The sequence below is a fragment of the Citrobacter sp. CK199 genome (assembly GCF_030333285.1).
Classification (GTDB): Bacteria; Pseudomonadota; Gammaproteobacteria; order Enterobacterales; family Enterobacteriaceae; genus Citrobacter_B; species Citrobacter_B koseri.
Window position 1 is genome coordinate 17,216 of sequence record NZ_JAOWGF010000026.1, and the last position, 22,094, is coordinate 39,309.

At 58.0% G+C, this 22,094-nt stretch carries 21 protein-coding genes; 9 read left to right on the top strand and 12 right to left on the bottom strand.

The window, feature by feature from the left end; genetic code table 11:
* Positions 1 to 28 precede the first annotated feature (28 nt).
* Both norV and norW read left to right on the top strand, forming a co-directional pair.
* Positions 29 to 1,477 carry an anaerobic nitric oxide reductase flavorubredoxin gene (gene norV, locus OGX75_RS11200; protein WP_286451159.1) on the top strand — a complete coding sequence of 483 codons (1,449 nt, stop codon included), beginning with the start codon at positions 29 to 31 and terminating at the stop codon, positions 1,475 to 1,477.
* Positions 1,474 to 2,607 (top strand): NADH:flavorubredoxin reductase NorW, encoded by a 1,134-nt coding sequence (gene norW, locus OGX75_RS11205; protein ID WP_071257938.1) that lies wholly within the window; start codon positions 1,474 to 1,476, stop codon positions 2,605 to 2,607. Before norV ends, norW begins: the two co-directional genes overlap by 4 nt.
* A gap of 257 nt (positions 2,608 to 2,864) precedes the next feature.
* Here the strand turns inward: norW and hypF are convergent, their stop codons facing one another.
* The 3 genes from hypF to OGX75_RS11220 form a co-directional block, all read right to left on the bottom strand.
* Positions 2,865 to 5,105 carry a carbamoyltransferase HypF gene (gene hypF, locus OGX75_RS11210; RefSeq protein ID WP_153257806.1) on the bottom strand — a complete coding sequence of 747 codons (2,241 nt, stop codon included), beginning with the start codon at positions 5,103 to 5,105 and terminating at the stop codon, positions 2,865 to 2,867.
* Between the two features lie 144 nt (positions 5,106 to 5,249).
* Positions 5,250 to 5,795 carry an electron transport protein HydN gene (gene hydN / locus OGX75_RS11215; RefSeq protein WP_024130889.1) on the bottom strand — a complete coding sequence of 182 codons (546 nt, stop codon included), beginning with the start codon at positions 5,793 to 5,795 and terminating at the stop codon, positions 5,250 to 5,252.
* 154 nt (positions 5,796 to 5,949) lie between these two features.
* A complete protein-coding gene (locus OGX75_RS11220) occupies positions 5,950 to 6,963 on the bottom strand; it encodes a LacI family DNA-binding transcriptional regulator (RefSeq protein WP_286451168.1) in 1,014 nt (337 codons plus the stop codon).
* A gap of 264 nt (positions 6,964 to 7,227) precedes the next feature.
* On the opposite strand from OGX75_RS11220, the gene ascF reads away from it, so the two are divergent.
* On the top strand, positions 7,228 to 8,682 hold the full coding sequence (gene ascF / locus OGX75_RS11225; RefSeq protein WP_286451158.1) for a PTS cellobiose/arbutin/salicin transporter subunit IIBC: 1,455 nt from the start codon (positions 7,228 to 7,230) through the stop codon (positions 8,680 to 8,682).
* A gap of 22 nt (positions 8,683 to 8,704) precedes the next feature.
* The gene (locus tag OGX75_RS11230) at positions 8,705 to 10,129 is read left to right on the top strand and encodes a 6-phospho-beta-glucosidase (protein ID WP_024130891.1); all 1,425 of its coding nucleotides are present in this window, start codon (positions 8,705 to 8,707) and stop codon (positions 10,127 to 10,129) included.
* Positions 10,130 to 10,237: 108 nt separating this feature from the next.
* On the opposite strand, the gene hycI is transcribed toward OGX75_RS11230, so the two are convergent.
* The 9 genes from hycI to hycA form a co-directional block, all read right to left on the bottom strand.
* Complete coding sequence (gene hycI, locus OGX75_RS11235; protein ID WP_115608920.1) at positions 10,238 to 10,711, bottom strand: hydrogenase maturation peptidase HycI; 474 nt, start codon at positions 10,709 to 10,711, stop codon at positions 10,238 to 10,240.
* The gene (locus OGX75_RS11240) at positions 10,704 to 11,114 is read right to left on the bottom strand and encodes a formate hydrogenlyase maturation HycH family protein (RefSeq protein ID WP_058668007.1); all 411 of its coding nucleotides are present in this window, start codon (positions 11,112 to 11,114) and stop codon (positions 10,704 to 10,706) included. The genes hycI and OGX75_RS11240 overlap by 8 nt, the downstream gene beginning before the upstream one ends.
* On the bottom strand, positions 11,111 to 11,878 hold the full coding sequence (gene hycG / locus OGX75_RS11245; protein WP_047461678.1) for a formate hydrogenlyase subunit HycG: 768 nt from the start codon (positions 11,876 to 11,878) through the stop codon (positions 11,111 to 11,113). Before hycG ends, OGX75_RS11240 begins: the two co-directional genes overlap by 4 nt.
* Positions 11,878 to 12,420, bottom strand: a complete 543-nt coding sequence (locus tag OGX75_RS11250) for a formate hydrogenlyase complex iron-sulfur subunit (protein ID WP_012134831.1) — start codon at positions 12,418 to 12,420, stop codon at positions 11,878 to 11,880. Before OGX75_RS11250 ends, hycG begins: the two co-directional genes overlap by 1 nt.
* 9 nt (positions 12,421 to 12,429) lie before the next feature.
* Positions 12,430 to 14,139, bottom strand: coding sequence for a formate hydrogenlyase subunit HycE (hycE, locus tag OGX75_RS11255; RefSeq protein ID WP_012134832.1), 1,710 nt, complete (start codon positions 14,137 to 14,139; stop codon positions 12,430 to 12,432).
* Between the two features lie 17 nt (positions 14,140 to 14,156).
* Positions 14,157 to 15,080, bottom strand: a complete 924-nt coding sequence (locus tag OGX75_RS11260; protein ID WP_012134833.1) for a respiratory chain complex I subunit 1 family protein — start codon at positions 15,078 to 15,080, stop codon at positions 14,157 to 14,159.
* A 2-nt stretch (positions 15,081 to 15,082) separates the two neighbouring features.
* On the bottom strand, positions 15,083 to 16,909 hold the full coding sequence (gene hycC, locus OGX75_RS11265) for a formate hydrogenlyase subunit 3 (RefSeq protein ID WP_047461671.1): 1,827 nt from the start codon (positions 16,907 to 16,909) through the stop codon (positions 15,083 to 15,085).
* Positions 16,906 to 17,517 carry a formate hydrogenlyase subunit HycB gene (gene hycB, locus OGX75_RS11270; RefSeq protein WP_047461668.1) on the bottom strand — a complete coding sequence of 204 codons (612 nt, stop codon included), beginning with the start codon at positions 17,515 to 17,517 and terminating at the stop codon, positions 16,906 to 16,908. The genes hycC and hycB overlap by 4 nt, the downstream gene beginning before the upstream one ends.
* A gap of 146 nt (positions 17,518 to 17,663) precedes the next feature.
* Positions 17,664 to 18,125 carry a formate hydrogenlyase regulator HycA gene (hycA, locus tag OGX75_RS11275; protein WP_012134837.1) on the bottom strand — a complete coding sequence of 154 codons (462 nt, stop codon included), beginning with the start codon at positions 18,123 to 18,125 and terminating at the stop codon, positions 17,664 to 17,666.
* A gap of 209 nt (positions 18,126 to 18,334) precedes the next feature.
* Here hycA and hypA point away from each other — a divergent pair, with 209 nt between their 5' ends.
* The 5 genes from hypA (at position 18,335) to hypE (ending at position 22,073) form a co-directional block, all read left to right on the top strand.
* The gene (gene hypA / locus OGX75_RS11280; protein WP_024130894.1) at positions 18,335 to 18,706 is read left to right on the top strand and encodes a hydrogenase maturation nickel metallochaperone HypA; all 372 of its coding nucleotides are present in this window, start codon (positions 18,335 to 18,337) and stop codon (positions 18,704 to 18,706) included.
* Positions 18,707 to 18,809: 103 nt separating this feature from the next.
* Entirely contained in the window at positions 18,810 to 19,682 is an 873-nt protein-coding gene (gene hypB, locus OGX75_RS11285) for a hydrogenase nickel incorporation protein HypB (RefSeq protein ID WP_012134839.1), read from the top strand.
* On the top strand, positions 19,673 to 19,945 hold the full coding sequence (gene hypC, locus OGX75_RS11290; protein WP_047461662.1) for a hydrogenase 3 maturation protein HypC: 273 nt from the start codon (positions 19,673 to 19,675) through the stop codon (positions 19,943 to 19,945). Before hypB ends, hypC begins: the two co-directional genes overlap by 10 nt.
* Positions 19,945 to 21,066, top strand: coding sequence for a hydrogenase formation protein HypD (hypD, locus tag OGX75_RS11295; RefSeq protein ID WP_012134841.1), 1,122 nt, complete (start codon positions 19,945 to 19,947; stop codon positions 21,064 to 21,066). Before hypC ends, hypD begins: the two co-directional genes overlap by 1 nt.
* Positions 21,063 to 22,073, top strand: coding sequence for a hydrogenase expression/formation protein HypE (gene hypE / locus OGX75_RS11300; RefSeq protein ID WP_047461655.1), 1,011 nt, complete (start codon positions 21,063 to 21,065; stop codon positions 22,071 to 22,073). Before hypD ends, hypE begins: the two co-directional genes overlap by 4 nt.
* Positions 22,074 to 22,094: the final 21 nt, after the last annotated feature.

Consider the following 22,094-nt stretch of genomic DNA (forward strand, 5'->3'; position numbering starts at 1 on the left):
TAAAAAAACTGTATTTACTGAGGTTGCTATGTCTATTCTGGTTAAAAATAACATTCATTGGGTTGGCCAACGTGACTGGGAAGTTCGTGATTTTCACGGGACCGAATATAAAACACTGCGCGGCAGCAGCTACAACAGCTATCTCATCCGTGAAGAAAAAAATGTTCTGATCGATACCGTAGATCATAAATTCAGCCGCGAATTCGTGCAAAACCTGCGTAGCGAAATCGACCTGGCCGACATTGATTACATCATTATTAACCATGCGGAAGAAGACCACGCGGGCGCGCTGACCGAACTGATGGCGCAAATCCCGGATACGCCGATCTACTGCACCGCAAACGCCATTGACTCCATTACCGGTCACCACCATCACCCGGAATGGAACTTTAACGTCGTAAAAACAGGCGACACGCTGGATATCGGCAACGGCAAGCAGCTGATTTTTGTTGAAACCCCGATGCTGCACTGGCCGGACAGCATGATGACCTACATGACGGGCGACGCGGTACTGTTCAGTAACGACGCCTTTGGTCAGCACTACTGTGACGAACGTCTGTTCAACGATGAAGTCGATCAGACCGAGCTGTTCGAGCAGTGCCAGCGTTACTACGCCAACATCCTGACGCCGTTCAGCCGTCTGGTCACGCCAAAAATCACCGAAATCCTCGGCTTCAACCTGCCGGTAGATATGATTGCCACCTCTCACGGCGTGGTATGGCGCGACAACCCAACCCAGATCGTTGAACTGTATCTGAAATGGGCGGCGGATTATCAGGAAGATCGCATCACCATTTTCTACGACACCATGTCCAACAACACCCGCATGATGGCCGACGCGATTGCGCAAGGCATCAACGAAGTTGATCCGAACGTGGCGGTGAAAATCTTTAACGTCGCACGCAGCGATAAAAACGAAATTCTGACCAACGTGTTCCGTTCCAAAGGCGTGCTGGTCGGTACTTCTACGATGAACAACGTGATGATGCCGAAAATCGCCGGTCTCGTTGAAGAGATGACTGGCCTGCGCTTTCGTAACAAACGCGCCAGCGCCTTCGGTTCCCACGGCTGGAGCGGCGGCGCGGTAGACCGTCTGTCCACCCGTCTGCAAGATGCCGGTTTCGAGATGTCACTGAGTCTGAAAGCGAAATGGCGTCCTGATATTGATGCCCTGGAACTTTGCCGTCAGCACGGCCGCGATATTGCCCGTCAGTGGGCGCTCGCTCCGCTGCCGGAAACAAATGTGAAAGCGACAACCCAGGAAGAAGAGTGCGCCTGTGCCACCGCCGCTGCGGCTGACCTCGGCCCAAGCATGCAGTGCAGCGTGTGCCAGTGGATTTACGACCCTGCAAAAGGTGAGCCGTTGCAGGATGTCGCGCCGGGTACGCCGTGGAGCGACGTACCGGATAACTTCCTGTGCCCGGAATGTTCATTAGGTAAAGACGTCTTTGATGTGTTGGCAACGGAGGCAAAATGAGCCGGGGAATTGTCATTATTGGTTCGGGCTTCGCCGCCCGCCAGTTAGTCAAAAACATCCGTAAACAGGACGCGACCGTAGCGCTGACCCTGATTGCCGCTGACAGTATGGACGAGTACAACAAACCCGACCTCAGTCACGTCATCAGCCAGGCGCAGCGCGCCGACGACCTCACCCGCCAGTCGGCGGGGGAGTTTGCCGAACAGTTTAATCTGCGTCTGTTCCCACACACCTGGATTACGGACATTGATGCCGACGCCCATGTGGTAAAAAGCCAGGACAAGCAATGGCAGTTCGACAAACTGGTGCTGGCGACAGGGGCATCAGCCTTTGTTCCGCCGGTTGCCGGGCGTGAGTTAATGCTCACACTGAACAGCCAGCAGGAGTATCGCGCCTGCGAAACGCAACTGCGTGACGCGCAGCGCGTACTGATCGTCGGCGGCGGTCTGATTGGTAGCGAGCTGGCAATGGATTTCTGCCGTGCGGGTAAAGCCGTCACGCTGATTGACAATGCCGCCAGCATTCTGGCCTCGCTGATGCCGCCGGAAGTGAGCAGCCGTTTGCAGCATCGTCTGACCGATATGGGCGTACATCTGCTGCTGAAATCGCAGTTGCAGGGTCTGGAGAAAACCGCTACCGGTATTCGCGCCACGCTGGATCGCGATCGTCAGGTAGAGGTGGATGCGGTCATCGCCGCGACCGGCCTGCGCCCGGAAACCGCGCTGGCGCGCCGTGCCGGGTTGACCATCAACCGTGGCGTCTGCGTTGACAGCTATCTGCAAACCAGCCACCCGGATATTTATGCGCTGGGAGACTGCGCGGAAATTAACGGTCAGGTTCTGCCTTTCCTGCAACCGATTCAGTTAAGCGCCATGTATCTGGCGAAAAATCTGCTCGGCGGGAACGCGCCGCTGAAGCTGCCCGCCATGCTGGTGAAAATCAAAACGCCGGAATTGCCGTTACATCTTGCAGGCGAAACCCAGCGTTGCGACCTGAACTGGCACATTGCGGCGGAGTCCGAAGGGATGGTCGCCCGAGGCATGAATACCGAAGGTCAGCTTTGCGCCTTTGTGGTGAGCGAAGACCGCATGAAGGAGGCCTTTGCGCTGCTGAAAACGCTGCCCGCGTAAGTTCATTGTGCCGGACGGCGGCTGGCCTGCAAATCATGACGCCGTAGGCCTGATAAGCGCAGCGCCATCAGGCAATGTTCGAACATCTTTGCCGGACGGCGGCGTAAACGCCTGATCCGGCCTACGGGAAGCGCCTGTTTGTACGTCGCCATCCGGCGATACTGCCACTGATTTATTAACCTCACGCACACGGAAGTGCGCTGCTGCTTGTCGGTATGCCCCGACACGTTTCGCCCCGCCAGTCCCGGGGCTTTTTTTTATTTCTGCGCCAGCTCGCGCGCTGCGGCGATCGCTCCCTGCCCTAACGACACTCCCCCATCTCCGGCCGGTAAACGCTGCGGGAACAGTAAGGTAAAATCAGCAAGACAGAACGTCAGACGCCTGCACAGCAAGCGGTTATGCAGCACGCCGCCGCCGAATACCAGCGTGGTGATCCCGCGTGCGGTCGCTTCCTGGCGCAGCAGCGCGGCGAACCCATGCGCCAGCGCGTCGTGAAAGGCCCACGCCCGCTCCTCGGGAGCAGCCTGCCAGTTCAGCCACTGCCGCCAGAACGTGGCTAAATCCAGCTGGTTGTTTTTAACCGGCATCGTCACCGGATGTTCAACGCGATTGCATCGCGAAGCCAGCGCCTCCAGCGCACAGGCCGCTTCCCCTTCATAACTGAGCGTGTCAGGCGCGCAGCCTGATGCGGCGGCGACGGCATCGAACAGGCGTCCGCACGACGACGCCAGCGGGGCGTTGATTCCGCGCTCAATGGCCCGCGCCAGCACGTTCCACTGCTGTCGTTGCAGCGCAGCCGTTTCTGGATAGTCCCGCCAGTCAGGAACGAAGCGCAGACACTGCGCCAGCAGGTTGCGCCAGGGCTGCTTCGCGGCGAGATCGCCGCCCGCCAGCGCGACGGCGGGCAGGCCGCCAAGATGCTCGCATTCACGGTAATTAACGCGTAAACACTCTCCGCCCCACAGCGCGCCGCCCTCTCCCATACCGATGCCGTCGAGCGTCAGGGCAATCACATCGCCGCCGTTCAACGGCCAGCCGTGCTCGACCATGCATGCCGCCGCATGCGCATGGTGGTGCAATACCGTTTCGGTCGGAAGCGTCATCTCGCTGGCCCACTGGCTGGAGACGTAGCCCGGATGCGCGTCGCAGACAACGCGTTGCGGCGTAAAATCGTAAATGTTCTGAATCAAACGCAGCGCGTCACGCCACTGCGTTTGAATGCCGTCATCGCTGAGATCCCCCAGATGCTGGCTTACCACCGCCTGCTCGCCGCGCACCAGACAGAAGGTATTTTTCAGATCGGCGCCCAGACAAAGCATCGGCGGCACATCACGAAATCCCGGCGGCAGCGCGATCGCATCCGGCACATAGCCCCGCGAACGGCGTAGCATTTCGCCGCTGTCACGCACGACCGAGTCATCCATTCGCTGCACGATATCGCGGTTGTGCAACAGAAAACCGTCGGCGATCGCCTTCAGGTCGTCCAGCGCCTGTTGGTTAGTGATGGCCGGCGGTTTACCGCTAAGGTTGCCGGAGGTCATCACCAGCGGACAATTCAGCGCCTGTAAAAGCAAATGCTGGAGCGGATTCGCGGGCAACATTACCCCCACTTCCGCCAGCCCCGGCGCGATCCCCTCGCACAGCGACGCGACATGCTGTTTATCCACCAGCACGATGGGGGCGGCCGGCGTAGTCAGCAGTCGGCGCGCCGCATCCGGCAAGCCTTCCGCATCCGGCAACATTACCGCCAGCGGTTTCGCAGGGCGGCGTTTACGCGCCCGCAGCATCGCCACCGCCTCATCATTTTGCGCATCGCAGGCCAGATGAAAGCCGCCAATACCTTTGATGGCGACAATGCCCCCCGCTTTTAACATCGCGACGGCAGCCTGTAGCGCAGCGTCTTTTTCCGCCCGCGCGCTGCCAGAGCGCCACGCCAGATGCGGGCCGCAGGCCGGGCAGGCAACAGGTTGGGCGTGGAAACGGCGGTCGTATGGATCGCGATATTCCGTCGCACACTTCCTGCACAACGGAAACGATGCCATCACGGTAAACGGACGGTCGTAAGGCATCGCACGTATGATCGTAAAACGCGGGCCGCAGTGGGTGCAGTTGATAAAAGGGTAACGGTAGCGCCGCTCGCCGGGCGTATTCATTTCGGCGAGGCAGGCCGGGCATGTGGCCGCATCGGGCACAATTTGCGTATTCATCGTTCCGCCCGCGCTCTGGCGGATGGAGAAATCGGCAGGCAGTTGAGACCAGGCAAACGGCTCGCTCTCGACGCTGTCAATACGGGCCAGCGGCGGGCAATGTTGATGTAACTGCACAATAAACTCCGCCGGATCTTCCTGTAAGCGCACAACCACACCGTCACCGTCGTTACACACGTCGCCATGCAGTTGTAACCGCTGCGCCAGTTGCCAGACGTAGGGGCGAAATCCGACGCCCTGTACCTTGCCACGAATACGCAGCTGTACGCCGGAGTGGTTGTTTATTGTCATGAAGTCGTTCCCGCAGTCATCTATCCCGGTTTGCCTGATGGCGCTACGCTTATCAGGCAAACCGGGGATACGAACAGTAGGCCGGATAAGGCAAGACCGCCATCCGGCATGAATACCACCGTATTTTACGCGGTTTTTCAGGAATCAGAAAAGCAAAGACGCAGAGGAGTCCAGCGCCGCACGGCGACGTTTTTCCGCGCTCAGTTGTTCAAGTTTGTTGCGATCGACGCAAATCAGCGCGTGGGTCGGACAGGCTTCCATACAGGCAGGGCCGGCCTCGCGGTGGTGGCAAAGGTCGCATTTGTTGGCCTCCGCTTTTTCCGCCCGGACGTTCAGACCCGCGCCGCTGTTGCGAATCACCGGACGCACAACCACTTCCATCGCGCCGTATGGGCAAGCGACCACGCAGGTTTTACAGCCAATGCAACGCTCCTGCATCACATGTACGAAACCTTTATCACGGCTGATGGCGCCGTTCGGGCAGACGTTGGCGCACGGCGCGTCTTCACACTGGCGGCACAGCGTCGCCGTGGAGACATTTACACCTTTGATCACATGGATGCGGGGTAAGAAAGTTTCAGGGGTCAGCGACGCGCAGTCCTGGTTTTCCTGATGAGACACCACACAGGCCACTTCACAGGTACGGCAACCAATGCATTTATTGGCGTCGGCAATGATGAAACGGTTCATCAAATTCTCCAGCAATGACAGATTATGTGCCGAAACATTCATAAATCGTGCCAGTTTTTAACTGATTGTTATTGCTTGATATTTGATGATGACGTTGTGACCAGGCACTGTCATCGTCACGAATGACGATGACAAATGACAATGTAAAGCGGGATCAGCGGACAGGCAGCGGCGCTGCCGAATCGCGCAGGATCAGCGCACCGGTAAAGGTTTTTGGCGGCGTAAATTCACCGCCGTCCAGCATGAAGATAAGACGTCCAATCGTCTCCTGAATCATCTCCGTGACCGGAATTTTAACGCTGGAAAGCGCCGGGATGGTATAGGGCGCCATCGCAATGTCGTCGAATCCGATGACCGAGGTCTGCGCAGGCACGCTCATGCCACGCTCGTGTAACTGTTTGATGGCGCCAATCGCCATATCGTCATTACTGGCTACCAGCGCGGTAAAACTCACCTTGCGCGCCAGGAGCGTATCCACCCCTTCAGCACCGCTGGCGGGCGTCCACTTTCCGTTGACAATCAATTCGTTATTGATAGCGATGCCGTGTCGCGTCAATGCGTCTTTATACCCTGAAAGACGCTCCACGCCGGTAGGGGAATCCATCGAACCGGTGATAAACGCAATCTCGCGATGCCCCCCGGCGATCAACTGTTCCACCGCGTTAAAACTGGTCTGCTTCTGGTCGCAATAAACGCAGTGGCTGCTGTTTCTTCGCAGCCGACGGTTAAGCACCATAATGGGCTGGGCGTGTGAGTCGATAATGTCGTCAATCTCATCCACGCTAAGAAAACGGGGATAAATCATAATGGCGTCGCAACGCAGATCGAGCAGATACTGAATCGCCTGACGCTCTTCTTCCGCGCTGTGTTTGCCGTCCGCGAGCAGAAGCTGACGCCCCTTATCCTCTGCCATCCGCGCCGTATGAAACAGCAGCTCGCTAAAATAAACGCCGTGGTAAAGGGTGTTCGTCACCACCAGACCGAGGGTCTGCGTTTTCTTCGCCGCCAGACTGCGCGCTAACAAATTGGGTCGATAGCCGCTCTCTTCAATGGCCTGAAACACGCGGTCTTTGGTCTCCTGGCTGACGTAGCCGTTACCTGAAAGCACCCGGGAAACCGTCGCTTTCGACACCCCGGCGCGCTTCGCCACTTCCAGCATCGTCGTCATATTACTCATCCATTAGCACTCAATGACACGCAGTGTACTTCACCGTACCGTTGTTGTCCTTGATGGTAAATCACCGCCCAAAACAACAAGTGATCATTCTCACAATTATAAAAAATGATCGAATTGTGATCTTGTATCACTCAGTTAAACTATTCATGATTTTGTGGAACCGGTTTCCTATTTTGCGTTTCATTGCCCACGTTTTTTTAGCGAAAAGGCGTAAGACGATAAAACTACCCTATTGATAAAACAGGATAAAATCCGATGTCTAAGAATTATGCGGCACTGGCGCGCTCCGTGGTGACGGCGCTGGGCGGTGTGGATAACATCACCGCCGTGACACACTGTATGACGCGTCTACGTTTCGTTCTCAAAGATGACGCGCAGGTCGACAGCGCGACGTTGAAAACCCTCAGCGGCGTTCTCGGCGTGGTTCGCAGCGACAACCAGTGTCAGGTAATTATCGGCAACACCGTTTCACAGGCGTATCGCGAAGTCGTCAGTCTGCTGCCGACCGATATGCAGCCCGCAGCGCCCGTCGGCAAACCTAAACTCACCTTTAAACGCATCGGCGCGGGGATCCTTGACGCGCTGATCGGCACTATGTCCCCGTTGATCCCGGCGATTATCGGCGGATCGATGCTGAAACTGCTGGCCATGATCCTCGAAATGACGGGGCTGCTGGAAAAAGGCGCCTCCACGCTGACCATCCTGACGGTGATTGGCGACGGCGCGTTCTTCTTCCTGCCGCTGATGGTGGCGGCGTCAGCGGCAATCAAGTTCAAAACGAACATGTCGCTGGCGATTGCCATCGCAGGCGTGCTGGTTCACCCGAGTTTTATCGACCTGATGGCGAAAGCCGCCGAAGGTGAACACGTTGAATTTGCCCTGATCCCGGTGACGGCGGTGAAATACACCTACACGGTGATCCCGGCGCTGGTGATGACATGGTGTCTTTCATACATCGAACGCTGGGTGGATCGCATTACCCCGGCCGTCACGAAAAACTTCCTGAAACCAATGCTGATCGTCCTGATCGCCGCCCCGCTCGCCATTGTTTTAATCGGCCCAATCGGGATCTGGATCGGTAGCGCCATCTCCGCGCTGGTTTACACCATTCACGGCTATCTGGGCTGGCTTTCCGTCGCCATCATGGGCGCGCTGTGGCCGCTGCTGGTCATGACCGGGATGCACCGCGTCTTTACCCCAACCATCATCCAGACCATTGCTGAAACCGGCAAAGAAGGCATGGTCATGCCGTCTGAAATTGGCGCTAACCTGTCGCTGGGCGGTTCCTCTCTGGCCGTCGCATGGAAAACCAAAAACCCGGAACTGCGCCAGACGGCGCTTGCCGCCGCCGCTTCCGCAATTATGGCGGGGATCTCCGAACCGGCGCTGTACGGCGTGGCGGTACGTCTGAAGCGTCCGCTGATTGCGAGCCTGATTAGCGGCTTTATCTGCGGCGCGGTGGCAGGTATGGCGGGGCTTGCCAGCCACTCGATGGCGGCGCCGGGCCTGTTCACCAGCGTCCAGTTCTTCGACCCGGCAAACCCGATGACCATCGCCTGGGTGTTTGGCGTGATGGCGCTGGCCGTGGTGCTCTCTTTTGTTCTGACGCTGCTCCTCGGCTTTGAAGATATCCCCGTGGAAGACGCAGCCGCGCAGGCAAGAAAAAACCAGGCCGCGCAACCGACTACTGTAAAAGAAGCCAGCATCTGACTGGCGCATATTGAGGATGACTATGTCTGTATTTCCGCAAGGATTTTTATGGGGCGGCGCACTGGCCGCCAACCAGTCTGAAGGGGCATACCGGGAAGGCGGCAAAGGGCTGAGCACCGTCGATATGATCCCGCACGGCGAGCACCGGATGCCGGTCAAACTGGGGCTGGAAAAACGCTTTCAACTGCGGGATGACGAATTTTATCCTAGCCATGACGCGATTGATTTTTACCATCGCTATAAAGACGATATCGCCCTGATGGCGGAGATGGGCTTCACGGTGTTTCGCACCTCGATCGCCTGGAGCCGTCTCTACCCTGACGGCGATGAGCTGACGCCGAACGAAGAAGGCATCGCGTTTTATCGCGCGGTGTTTGAAGAGTGTAAAAAGTACGGTATTGAGCCGCTGGTCACGCTGTGCCACTTCGATGTGCCGATGCACCTGGTAACGGAGTACGGCTCCTGGCGCAATCGCAAAATGGTGGAATTCTTTACCCGCTACGCGCGAACCTGCTTTGAAGCCTTTGACGGTCTGGTGAAATACTGGCTGACGTTCAACGAAATCAACATCATGCTGCACAGCCCGTTCTCCGGCGCGGGCCTGGTGTTTGAGGAAGGTGAAAATCAGGATCAGGTGAAGTATCAGGCCGCGCATCACGAGCTGATTGCCAGCGCGCTGGCGACCCAAATCGCCCATGAGGTCAACCCGCAAAACCAGGTCGGCTGTATGCTGGCGGGAGGCAATTTTTATCCGTACTCCTGTAAACCGCAGGACGTCTGGACCGCGCTGGAGAAAGACCGCGAAAACCTGTTCTTTATCGATGTGCAGGCGCGCGGCGCTTACCCGGCCTATTCCGCCCGCGTCTTTCGTGAGAAAGGCGTGGTGATTGAAAAAGCCCCGGAAGACGACGCTATCCTGAAGAACACCGTCGATTTCGTCTCGTTTAGCTACTACGCGTCACGCTGCGCTTCAGCGGAGATGAACGCCAATAACACCAACGCCGCCAACGTGGTGAAATCGCTGCGCAATCCGCACCTTGACGTCAGCGAATGGGGCTGGGGGATTGACCCGCTTGGTCTGCGCATCACTATGAATATGATGTATGACCGCTACCAGAAGCCGCTGTTTCTGGTGGAAAACGGCCTCGGCGCGAAAGATGAGCCGGACGCGAAAGGTGAGATCCATGATGATTACCGCATCCGCTATCTGCGTGAGCATATTCGGGCGATGGCCGACGCCATTGAAGACGGCGTGCCGCTGATGGGTTACACCACCTGGGGCTGCATCGATCTGGTGTCCGCCTCGACAGGCGAAATGAGCAAACGCTACGGGTTTGTGTATGTCGACCGTGACGACGCTGGCAACGGCACGCTGGCGCGTACCCGCAAAAAATCATTCTGGTGGTACAAGAAAGTGATTGCGAGTAACGGGGAAGATCTGGCGTAGCCCGTTTTGCCGGGTGGCGGCTTCGCCTTACCCGGCCTACAAAACCGTAGGCCCGGTAAGTATGTAGGCCGGATAAGCGTTAGCGCCATCCGGCATCACAAACGACGCCTACTCCTCGCCCTCAGCAACCAACTGCTCAAATCCACCATTCCCCTGCCACCCTTCAAGATGCTGATAAACCACCTCAACCGCGTCTTTAATCGCTTGCGTCATCGGATAATAAAAGCCAACGATATCCGGCTGGATGCCGAGGAAAATCACGTCGCCAACATCCTCTTTCAGCTGATCCACCAGGTAATTCAACGGCATATTATGGGTGGTTATCATAAACATTTCGGCGATGTCATCCGGGTCGATGATGCGGATCTCGCCCGGATTCAGCCCCATGTCGGTCGCATCGACAATCAGCAGACGATCCGGGCGCAGTTCGCGGATCGCGACAATATCGTTCTCCGGCGCGCTGCCGCCGTCAATAACAACCCAGTTGCCTTTAGGCTGCGCGGCGCACATTTCGGCCAGCAGCGGACCGGCGCCGTCATCGCCCATCATACTGTTGCCGACGCACAATAAAACGTCAGTCACGGTGTCTCCTCACCATCAGATAGATGGCGCTTTCCTGATGAATATCGTGGAGCATACTCAGCATCAGCTTGCTCCACGCCTGCTGTTGCGGGCTTTGCGCAGCGAGCGCGCTGTCGAAAGCGCGCGCCAGCATTTGCACATGGTTAAAATCGATGACGATCTCGCCGTACTTTGGCACGCCTTCCATTTTACGTCTGGCCTCGCTTCCCTCTTCCAGAGTCGCGATCCACGCCAGATAATCCTCCCACGGGCAGGTTAACGCCGCTTCCAGGCAGTCGATGACCCCAAGGTGGTGGCCAATCGCCAGGCTGTAATAGACAACCTGCTGCGCCTCGGCGGGCGTCGCATCGTTCTCATCAATAAACTTACGGCTCAGTTGACTGAACACCACCGTTTCACTCATCGGATACGCGCCTCTTCAACCACATGATTCAGGTGAGTGACAATCTCGGTCAGACGCGGATCGTTTTCCACTTCCAGCCAGCGCGCCACCTGATGTTCACCCTGTCCCAGTTGGGTCAGGTAATCATCGGCGATCTGACGGCCATAGCGATAACCCGCCAGACGACGCGCCGCGCGATCCACCTTCACGCGCAGCGGCTGCACCATGTCGGGATGCAGAATCTCTGCCGCCTGCTCGTCCAGTTCACCCGGCGCGCGGGCGTGGATTTTCTGCTCCAGCAAACCCAGCGCCATCGCGAAACCGTACAACGTTGCCGCAGGCGTCGGCGGGCAGCCCGGAATGTAGACATCCACCGGTACGATTTTGTCGGTGCCGCCCCAGACGCAGTACAGGTCGTGGAAGATACCGCCGCTGTTGCCGCAGGCGCCGTAAGAGATACAGATTTTTGGGTCCGGCGCGGACTGCCAGGCGCGCAGCGCCGGAGAACGCATTGCGCGCGTCACCGCCCCGGTGAACAGCAGAATATCCGCATGACGCGGCGACGGGACGACTTTGATGCCAAAACGTTCGGCGTCAAACAGCGGAGAAAGGGTGGCAAAAATTTCGATTTCGCAGCCGTTGCAGCCACCGCAGTCCACGCGGTAGACATACGCCGAACGCTTAATGTTTTTCAGCAAAGACGCCTTCATGCTGGCGATGGATTCATCCACCGTCATCGGCAGCGGAATGCCGTTGGCGTCGCGTGGGCCTAATAAATTGCTCATCAGCTGGCCTCTTTCATATGGCGAGTCAGTTCAATACGGTCGGACGGCACCAGGCATTTCTGACGCTTGCAGTCCGGGCAGGTCTCAAAGCTTTCACGGTGATGCTCCGCGCGGCTGTCGCCATTGTGTTTCAGCAGCGCGATGGCGTAATCAATCTCTTTCTGCACCGCGAAAGGACGGTTGCACACGCGGCAATTGCACAGCGTAAAGCGGGACTGTTGCAGAAAGTCCGCTTTCTTCCACACCGCCAGCTCATACTCCTGCGAGAGTTTAATCGCCGCTGTCGGGCACACTTCTTCGCAGCGGGCGCAAAAGATGCAGCGCCCGAGGTTGAACTGCCAGGCCAGCTCGCCGGTAACAAGGCAGGTTTCAACCGTCAGCGCATTCGACGGGCAGGCATTGACGCAGGCTGCGCAGCCAATACACTGCTGCGGATTATGCTCCGGTTTGCCACGGAAGTTTTTATCGACCGCAATCGGCTCCAGCGGATACGACGACGTCGGCGCGCCGGTTTTGATAACTTTTTTGATAAAGGTAAACATGGCGATTCCTTATTTCAGCGGCGAGTTTTTACGCTCAATGCTGTAGCGCTCAAGTTCTTTGTACGGCACGACTTTGCTCTTCTTCTTACGCACATCCACCACGGTCATGCGGTCGGTACAGGAGTAGCAAGGGTCGAGGCTACCGATGATCAGCGGCGCGTCGGAGACCGTGTTACCGCGCAGCATATAGCGCAGGGTCGGCCAGTTGGCGTAGGTCGCCGCACGGCAGCGCCAGCGATACAGCTTCTGGTTGTCGCCGGTCATGCTCCAGTGGATGTCATCCCCGCGCGGCGCTTCGGCAAAGCCCAGCGCAAAACGGTGTGGGATATAGGTAAAGCCTTCCACCATCAGCGGGCCGCCCGGCAGGTTGTCCAGGCCGAAATCGATCATGTTCAGCGCGGTGTACACTTCGTTGATGCGCACTTTCAGACGGGAGATGACGTCACAGCCCTGCTCGCTATGCACTTCCATCGGCAGCAGGCCGTAACCGACAAACGGGTGATCGGCGCGGGTATCGCGGGCGTGGCCGCTGGCGCGCACCATCGGCCCCACGTTACTGAAGTCGCGGGCGATTTCCGGGTCGAGGCGCCCAATGCCGACGGTGCGCTGCTCCATGTTCGGCGTGCTGAGCAGCATATCCACCAGTTCCTGCACCTCGCGGCGCATCTGCTGCGCCAGTTGACGGGTCTGGATCATGTCCTCTTTCAGCAGATCGCGACGAATCCCGCCGATCAGGTTCAGACCGTAGGTTTTACGCGCCCCGGTAAGGATCTCCGCCATCTTCATCGACGTTTCACGCACGCGGAAGAACTGCATAAAGCCGGAGTCAAAACCGGTAAAGTGGCAGGCCAGGCCGAGGTTCAGCAGGTGTGAATGCAGGCGCTCCACCTCCAGCAGAATGGCACGGATCATCTGCGCGCGTTCCGGCACCACGATCCCCATCGCATTCTCGACGGAGGTGGTATAGGCGGTGCTGTGAGCAAAGCCGCAAATGCCGCACACGCGGTCCGACAGGAAGGTGACTTCGTTGTAGCCCATGCGGGTTTCCGCCAGTTTCTCCATGCCGCGATGGACGTAGAACAGGCGGTAATCGGCGTCGATAATGTTTTCGCCATCAACAAACAGACGAAAGTGGCCCGGTTCATCAGAGGTGACGTGCAGCGGGCCGATCGGCACCACGTTGTTTTTCTTGTCACCCAGCTCGTTGATAAATTCGTAGGTTTCGGCATCGGTGGTCGGCGCCGGACGTTGACGGTAATCCATGCTGTCTTTACGCAGCGGATAGAGTTCATCCGGCCAGTCATCCGGCAGCACCAGGCGGCGTTCGTCAGGCAGGCCGACCGGAATTAAACCGTACATGTCGCGCACTTCGCGCTCACCCCACACCGCAGCAGGCACGCGCGGCGTCACGGACGGAAACTCCAGTTTGTTGGCATCGACTTCAACGCGCACGGTAATCCAGCACTTCGTCCCCTGCTCCATCGACAGCACGTAGTAAACGGCATAGTGGCCGCACAGCTGGCGTTCGTCGTTGCCAAACAGTACCGAGAGCCATCCGCCCTGTTTGTAGTAGAGAAACTCCACCACTTCCGGCAGGTAGTTCACCTTCACGGTGAGGGTCAGCTGATCTTTGGTCTGCCAGGCTTCGTCCAGCACCACGCCCGGAAAAGCCTGGTGCAGCGCCGCAAGGTATTGTTGACCTAATTTTTCTTCAGACATGCTCAAACTCTCTTAAATCACGCCACCAGCAAGGAGACGAATGCTAAAAACGCAAACCCAAAACCGGCCCAGGTCACGCGTGAAGTGGCGCAAAAACGCAGGCGCGCCATGCTGTTTTCGAACAGGGCAATCACCAGTACGCCAGCGATCAGCTTGACGATGGCAATCACCAGCGCCAGCAGCAGCCCACCCGCGCTGAAGGTCTCCATCTGTCCCCACGGCAGGAATACGCCGACAAACATTTGCAGCACCACCAGTTGTTTCAGGCTGATGCCCCACTTCAGCACCGCGAAGCCGCTGCCGCTGTATTCGGTCAGCGGGCCTTCCTGCAACTCCTGCTCCGCTTCCGCCAGATCGAACGGCAGTTTGCCCATCTCGATAAAGGTGGCGAACGCGCAAGCGCACAGCGCCAGCATCAGCGGAATGCTGCGCGCTGCCGGCCAGTGGTAAATCGTGTCGGTGATATTGCTGATGTGCGTGGAACCGGCCACCTGCGCCGCCACCCACAGGCCGAGCAGCAGGATTGGCTCCACCAGTACGCCGAGCATCGCTTCGCGGCTTGCGCCGATCGCGGTAAACGGACTCCCGGTATCCAGACCGGCAATAGAAAAGAAGAAACGGGCGATCGCAAAGAGGTAGATCAGGGTGATCAGATCGCCCAACTGCGGCAACGGTGAACCAACCGTCACCACCGGCAGCGCGGTCGCGATAGTCAGCATGACGCCGACCATCACAAACGGCGTCAGGCGAAAGACCCAGCCGGAATCGGCAGGCGCAACGCTCTGGCGCCCCAACAGCTTGATCAGGTCGCGATACTCCTGCAAAACGCCCGGCCCGCGACGATTGTGCAACCGGGCACGCGCCACGCGGGTAATACCGGACAGCAGCGGCGCTGCGGCGAATAACACCAGCGCCTGAATTAACGGATATAACACACTCATTCTCAGGCTCCTCGTGAAACCACAATCACCACCAGCACCGCCAGCTCAATCAGCGCCAGGCGGCGGAACAGAACCGGTGCCGCCGCATTCTGCCAGCCCGGAACCAGCGATACCGGGTTAAGCCATTTACGCAGCTTGAGTACCGGGGCAAAGGCCTCTTTCACCGGCATGGCGAAACCGTGGGCGGTAATCACCATCGACTGCTCGTGGTCGTAGCCACAGACCCAGGCCGCGCCGCGTGAACGCGACGGCAGACGGTTGCCTTTGAAAATCGCCATGATGATGAACGGCAGCAGCGGACAGGCGATCAGCAGCAGCGCGATCATCGGCTGAGAAACGGTGGTATTCGCCGTCTCCAGCGGTAGCGGGACGGCAGCGGAGATCAGCGGCAGCAGCCACGGCGCGGCAACGCCGCCCAGCACGCAGCAAATGGCCAGCGCGACGACGCTCACCCCCATCAGGATTGGCGCACAGCAGGCGTTTTCCGCCTCTTTGGTACGCGGCGCGCCGAGGAAAGTGACGCCATAGACTTTCGCCATACACATCACCGCCAGCGCACCGGTAATCGCCAGCCCGACGGCCAGCAACGGCCCTAACAGACGGCCAATGAACGCGCCGCTGTTGCCCAGTTTGAAGAAGGACTGATAGATAACCCACTCACCGGCAAACCCGTTCAGCGGCGGCAGCGCGGCCATCGCCATCAGGCCAATCAACATCGCGACAGAAATCACCGGCATACGCTTGCCGATGCCGCCCAGTTTTTCAATGTCGCGGTGCCCGGTACGAAACCAGATGCTGCCCGCGCCCAAAAACAGCACACTTTTGAACAGGCTATGGTTGACCAGATGATAGAGACCACCGGTCAGGCCGAGCGCAATCAGCGCCGGTTGATTAAGGGCAATACCGGTGACGCCCGCGCCCAGACCGAGCAGGATAATGCCGATGTTTTCCAGAGTGTGGTACGCCAGCAGACGCTGAATGTTATGTTCCATCAGCGCATACAGACCGCCGACAAACGCGGTGATCATGCCGAGCACCAGCAGCAGAACGCCCCACCACAGCGGCGCATTGCCGCCAATCAGCGATAAAGAGAGAATGCCCAGCAGACCCATTTTCATCACCACGGTAGAGAACAGGGCCGCCGCCGGCGCGCTGGCGTTGGCATGCGCCTGCGGCACCCAACCGTGCAGCGGGATAATCCCGGCCAGCAGACCAAAACCGACTACGCCGAGCAGCCAGATGTCAGAACCGAGCGGCAGCGCCTGGGCGCGCAGATCGAGCAGACGCAGCTCCAGCGTGCCGTAACGCTGCCACACCAGCCAGCAGGCGACAGCCAGCAGCAGCGTACCGATACGCCCCAGCGCAAACCACAGTTTGCCCTCTTTACTGCAACCGGTAAGAAACACCGCGCACAGCGCCATGATTTCCGCCATCACCACCAGCGTACCAAGATTGCTGGCAACGACCGCGCAAACTGCCGCCGCCATCAGCAGGTTTACCAGCAGCCCGTTGGCTAACACCAGCGGGTGACGATGCCAGTCGATGTTGTACAGGCTGACGAACAGCCCGCACAGCCCCAGCGTAATCAGCCAGATGGCGTTCAGCGGGGTGATTTGTAAACCATGACCGATCAACGGCATCACGCCGCTGACCGCTGTCGCATTCACCAGGACGGAAAAACCCGCCGCCGCGGTATACAGACTGCCGACCGCGCCGCCGACACCAGCGACCCAGCCGCTCAGCGCTTTATGAAAAGAAAACAGAAATGCCAGTACGGCCGCCGCCGCGAACCAGGCCACACCGCTATTGATCAGTGAAATTGCGTTCATTTTGCCTCCCCACTTTGCGCCTGCTGAAACAAGGTGAGATCGCCAAAATCGGTGTTGAAGGTCAGCTCACGTTTGCGCTTGCTGGCGCGGGCGATATCCATGTTATTCACCAGGTGTAACGCGTTGGTCGGACACATCCGCACGCAGGCCGGGCCTTGTTCGTCGAAGCTGCACAGATCGCATTTGACCGCGATGGCGCGCACGCCCGGCACCCAGTCCAGCAGCGTACTGACGCGTGCCGGCGCGGGAGGCGCCGGCGGGGCTTTCGGTGAATTGGCATTCGCCGGAATATGCAGCGGACGGCTGCCGGAAAATTCAATCGCGCCGAACGGGCAGGCAATGCCACACAGCTTGCAGCTTACGCACAAGCTTTCATTCAACTGTACGGCGCCGTCTACCCGATTGATGGCGTTCACCGGGCACACCACGGCACAGGGCGCATCTTCACAGTGGTGACACAACTGCGGCGCGGATTCTTTTTCATTGAGCATCACTTTCAGCCGCGGCATTGATTGCAGGCCGTGCTGGCGATGCGTCTCTGAACAGGCTGCTTCACAGGTGTGGCAGCCAATACAGAGCGTGGAGTCAGCAATTACAAAACGATTCACCAGGCATTCCTCAGGTGATAGTCATTTTTGACGAAAACATGTCTGAAAAATGTCATTTTCGACACTTATCGACATTCCCATCCCCTCAAACATTCATATGCAGCGTGAAGCGCACGCCGCGAGTAACAACGGGCAGCGCCTCGTGCTTATGCCGCCGGGCTATTTCCCTTTACCAGTTGACGTAAATTCACCGGGCGATTGTTTTCCACGGCGGTGTACAGGCTGTCGTAAACGCTGGCGATTTTTTCGAGATAGTGCTCCAGCACCTGCTCGCGATCGCGGTTACTGACCTTCTCATCAACGAGGCCGTCAATGGTCAATTGCGCTTGTGCAATCAACTGCTTATCTTCACCGTCTTTGGTTTCGACGTAATACTCGATGGTGTGGCTGTTAAAACCGTCCGCCAGGGTGACGTAAATCGTGAAGTGCTCGAAAAGCACAAAACACAGATCTTTGTCCGGCGCACAGCTCATGGCGTGATGCAGACGCGCTTTTGATAAGGTGATCCCCTGAACCAGTGAGTTGCAGTAGATTCGCCACTGGTCCAGCAGGCGATGATGCCGCTGCGCGATGTAATCAGCCTTTTCGCTTATTTCCCAAATAGTCATGTCAGGTTACCCGGTTAGCAGAGATAGCCAGCCTTAAGCATTTTCCATGCCAGTTTTTAAACCTTTATTTTTCATGATGATACAAAAACAGCCATCACGTTTGACGCTGTGACGACATGTCATTTCGTCATCGTCGTCATTGCCACAAGCAAGGGAAAAATAACTGGCATATTTATTGCTTATTCAGGGCAATGAATTCGGGAGGCGATATGCACGAAATAACTCTCTGCCAACGGGCACTGGAATTAATTGAACAACAGGCCGCAGCGCACGGTGCAAAACGGGTAACTGGGGTCTGGCTCAAAATTGGCGCATTTTCTTGCGTAGAAACCAGCGCTCTCGCCTTTTGTTTTGATCTGGTATGCCGTGGCACCCTGGCGGAAGGTTGTAAACTCCACCTCGAAGAACAAGAAGCCGAATGCTGGTGCGAGTCTTGTCAGCAGTACGTCACGTTACTGACGCAGCGCGTGCGCCGTTGTCCGCAATGCCAGAGCGACACGCTACGCATTGTGGCCGATGACGGGTTGCAGATTCGCCGAATTGAAATAGACAGTAATCCAACGCCGGATAGCGACGCCTGAGCGTCTTATCCGGCCGACAGGAATGGCCTGAGTTGTAGGCTGCATAAAGCAAAGCCGCCATCCGGCAATAGATTTACCGCAAGATAGAGATCAGGAGTGAGCGATGTGTACGACATGCGGTTGCGGTGAAGGCAACCTTTATATAGAGGGAGATGAGCATAATCCCCATTCGGCGTTTCGTAGCGCGCCTTTTGCCCCGGCGGCTCGCCCGGCGCTGAACATCACCGGCGTGAAGACATCCGCCTTTACCCCGAGCCAGACCGCAGAAGGCGATCTGCACTACGGTCACGGTGAAGCGGGAACCCATGCGCCGGGTATGAGCCAGCGCCGGATGCTGGAAGTCGAAATTGACGTGCTGGACAAAAACAACCGTCTGGCCGAGCGCAACCGCGCCCGCTTCGCCGCCCGCCAGCATCTGGTGCTCAATCTTGTCTCCAGCCCCGGTTCCGGTAAAACCACCCTGCTGACCGAAACGCTGATGAAGTTAAAAGACAGTGTGCCGTGCGCGGTGATTGAAGGCGACCAGCAGACGGTCAACGACGCCGCCCGCATCCGCGCGACCGGTACGCCCGCTATTCAGGTCAACACCGGCAAAGGCTGCCATCTTGATGCGCAAATGATTGCCGATGCCGCTCCGCGTCTGCCGCTGGCCGACAACGGTATTCTGTTTATCGAAAACGTCGGTAACCTTGTCTGCCCGGCCAGCTTTGACCTCGGCGAGCGCCATAAAGTGGCGGTGCTTTCCGTCACCGAAGGCGAAGACAAGCCGCTGAAATACCCGCATATGTTCGCCGCCGCTTCGCTCATGCTCCTGAACAAAGTTGATCTGCTGCCGTACCTCAATTTTGACGTTGAGAAGTGCATCGCCAGCGCCCGGGAAGTCAATCCTGACATTGAGATCATCCTCATCTCCGCCACCAGCGGCGAAGGGATGGATCGGTGGCTGAACTGGCTGGAGGCACAGCGATGTGCATAGGCGTTCCGGGGCAAATTCGCTCCATTGACGGCAATCAGGCGAAAGTCGATGTCTGCGGCATCCAGCGCGATGTCGACCTGACGCTGGTTGGCAGTTGCGATGAGAGCGGTGAGCCGCGTCTGGGCCAGTGGGTGCTGGTTCACGTTGGTTTTGCCATGAGTGTGATTAACGAAGCGGAAGCGCGCGACACCCTCGACGCGCTGCAAAACATGTTTGATGTCGAACCGGACGTCGGCGCTTTGTTGTATGGCGAGGAAAAATAATGCGTTTTGTTGACGAATATCGCGCACCGGAACAGGTGATGCAGTTGATTGATCACCTGCGTGAACGTGCCGCGCATCTCCCTTATACCGCCGAACGTCCGCTGCGCATTATGGAAGTGTGCGGCGGTCATACGCACGCCATCTTCAAGTTCGGCCTCGACCAGCTGCTGCCCGACAACGTGGAGTTTATCCACGGCCCCGGCTGCCCGGTGTGCGTGCTGCCGATGGGCAGAATTGACAGCTGCGTGGAGATCGCCAGCCATCCTGAGGTGATTTTCTGCACCTTTGGCGATGCCATACGCGTACCGGGGAAACAGGGTTCGCTATTGCAGGCCAAAGCCCGTGGCGCAGATATCCGCATTGTTTATTCGCCAATGGATGCCCTGAAACTGGCGCAGGAAAACCCAACGCGCAAAGTCGTTTTCTTCGGTCTGGGATTTGAAACCACCATGCCGACCACCGCCATCACGCTGCAACAGGCGAAGCTTCGCAACGTGCAGAACTTTTACTTTTTCTGCCAGCACATCACGCTTATTCCAACGCTGCGCAGCCTGCTGGAGCAGCCGGATAACGGAATTGACGCGTTTCTCGCGCCGGGTCACGTCAGCATGGTGATCGGCACCGACGCCTATAGCTTCATCGCGACGGATTTCCATCGTCCTCTGGTGGTGGCGGGATTCGAACCGCTTGATCTACTGCAAGGCGTCGTCATGCTGGTTGAGCAGAAAATAGCCTCCCATAGCCAAGTTGAGAACCAGTACCGTCGCGTGGTGCCGGATGCCGGTAATCTACTGGCGCAACAGGCTATCGCCGAGGTGTTTTGCGTCAACGGCGACAGCGAATGGCGCGGGCTGGGCGTGATTGAATCGTCCGGTGTCCATCTGACGCCAGACTACCAGCGGTTTGACGCCGAAGCGCACTTCCGCCCGGCGCCGCAACAGGTGTGCGACGATCCGCGTGCGCGCTGCGGAGAAGTGCTCACCGGCAAGTGCAAACCGCACCAGTGCCCGTTGTTTGGCACGACCTGTAACCCGCAGACGGCGTTCGGCGCGTTAATGGTCTCCTCCGAGGGGGCATGCGCCGCCTGGTATCAATATCGTCAGCAGGAGTGTGAAGCATGAACAGCGTACAACTTGCCCACGGCAGCGGCGGTCTGGCCATGCAGCAGCTGATTAACAGCCTGTTTATGGAAGCCTTTGCCAACCCGTGGCTGGCTGAGCAGGAAGATCAGGCGCGTCTTGAACTGGCGCAACTGGCGGCGGAAGGCGACCGCCTGGCCTTCTCCACCGACAGCTACGTTATTGACCCGCTGTTTTTCCCCGGCGGCAATATCGGCAAACTGGCGATTTGCGGCACGGCCAACGACGTGGCGGTCAGCGGTGCGATCCCGCGTTATCTCTCCTGCGGCTTTATCCTCGAAGAAGGTCTGCCGATGGAGACGCTGAAAAGCGTGGTGAACAGCATGGCGGCAACCGCGCGCGAAGCCGGTATCGCCATTGTGACCGGTGATACCAAAGTCGTTCAGCGCGGCGCGGCGGATAAGCTGTTCATCAACACCGCCGGAATGGGGGCGATTCCCGCCAATATTCACTGGGGGGCGCAGACATTAAGCGTGGGAGATGTGCTGCTGGTCAGCGGCACGCTCGGCGATCATGGCGCAACGATCCTCAATTTGCGTGAACAACTGGGGCTGGATGGCGAGCTGGTCAGCGACTGCGCAGTATTAACCCCGCTTATTCAGACGCTGCGCGATATTCCAGGCGTGAAAGCCTTACGCGATGCGACGCGCGGCGGCGTGAATGCTGTCGCCCATGAGTTTGCCGCCGCCTGCGGCTTCGGTATTGAGTTGTCCGAATCCGCGCTGCCGGTCAAACCGGCGGTGCGCGGCGTTTGCGAACTGCTGGGGCTGGATGCGCTTAACTTTGCCAATGAAGGCAAACTGGTGATCGCCGTTGAGCGCCAGGCCGCAGACGCGGTGCTTGACGCGCTGCGCGCGCACCCGCTGGGCCGCGATGCAGCGCCGATCGGCGAGGTGGTTGAACGCAGAGGCGTTCGCCTGGCCGGTCTGTATGGCGTGAAACGTACCCTTGATTTACCCCACGCCGAACCGTTGCCGCGTATATGCTAGCGCCTGATGGCGCTATGCTTA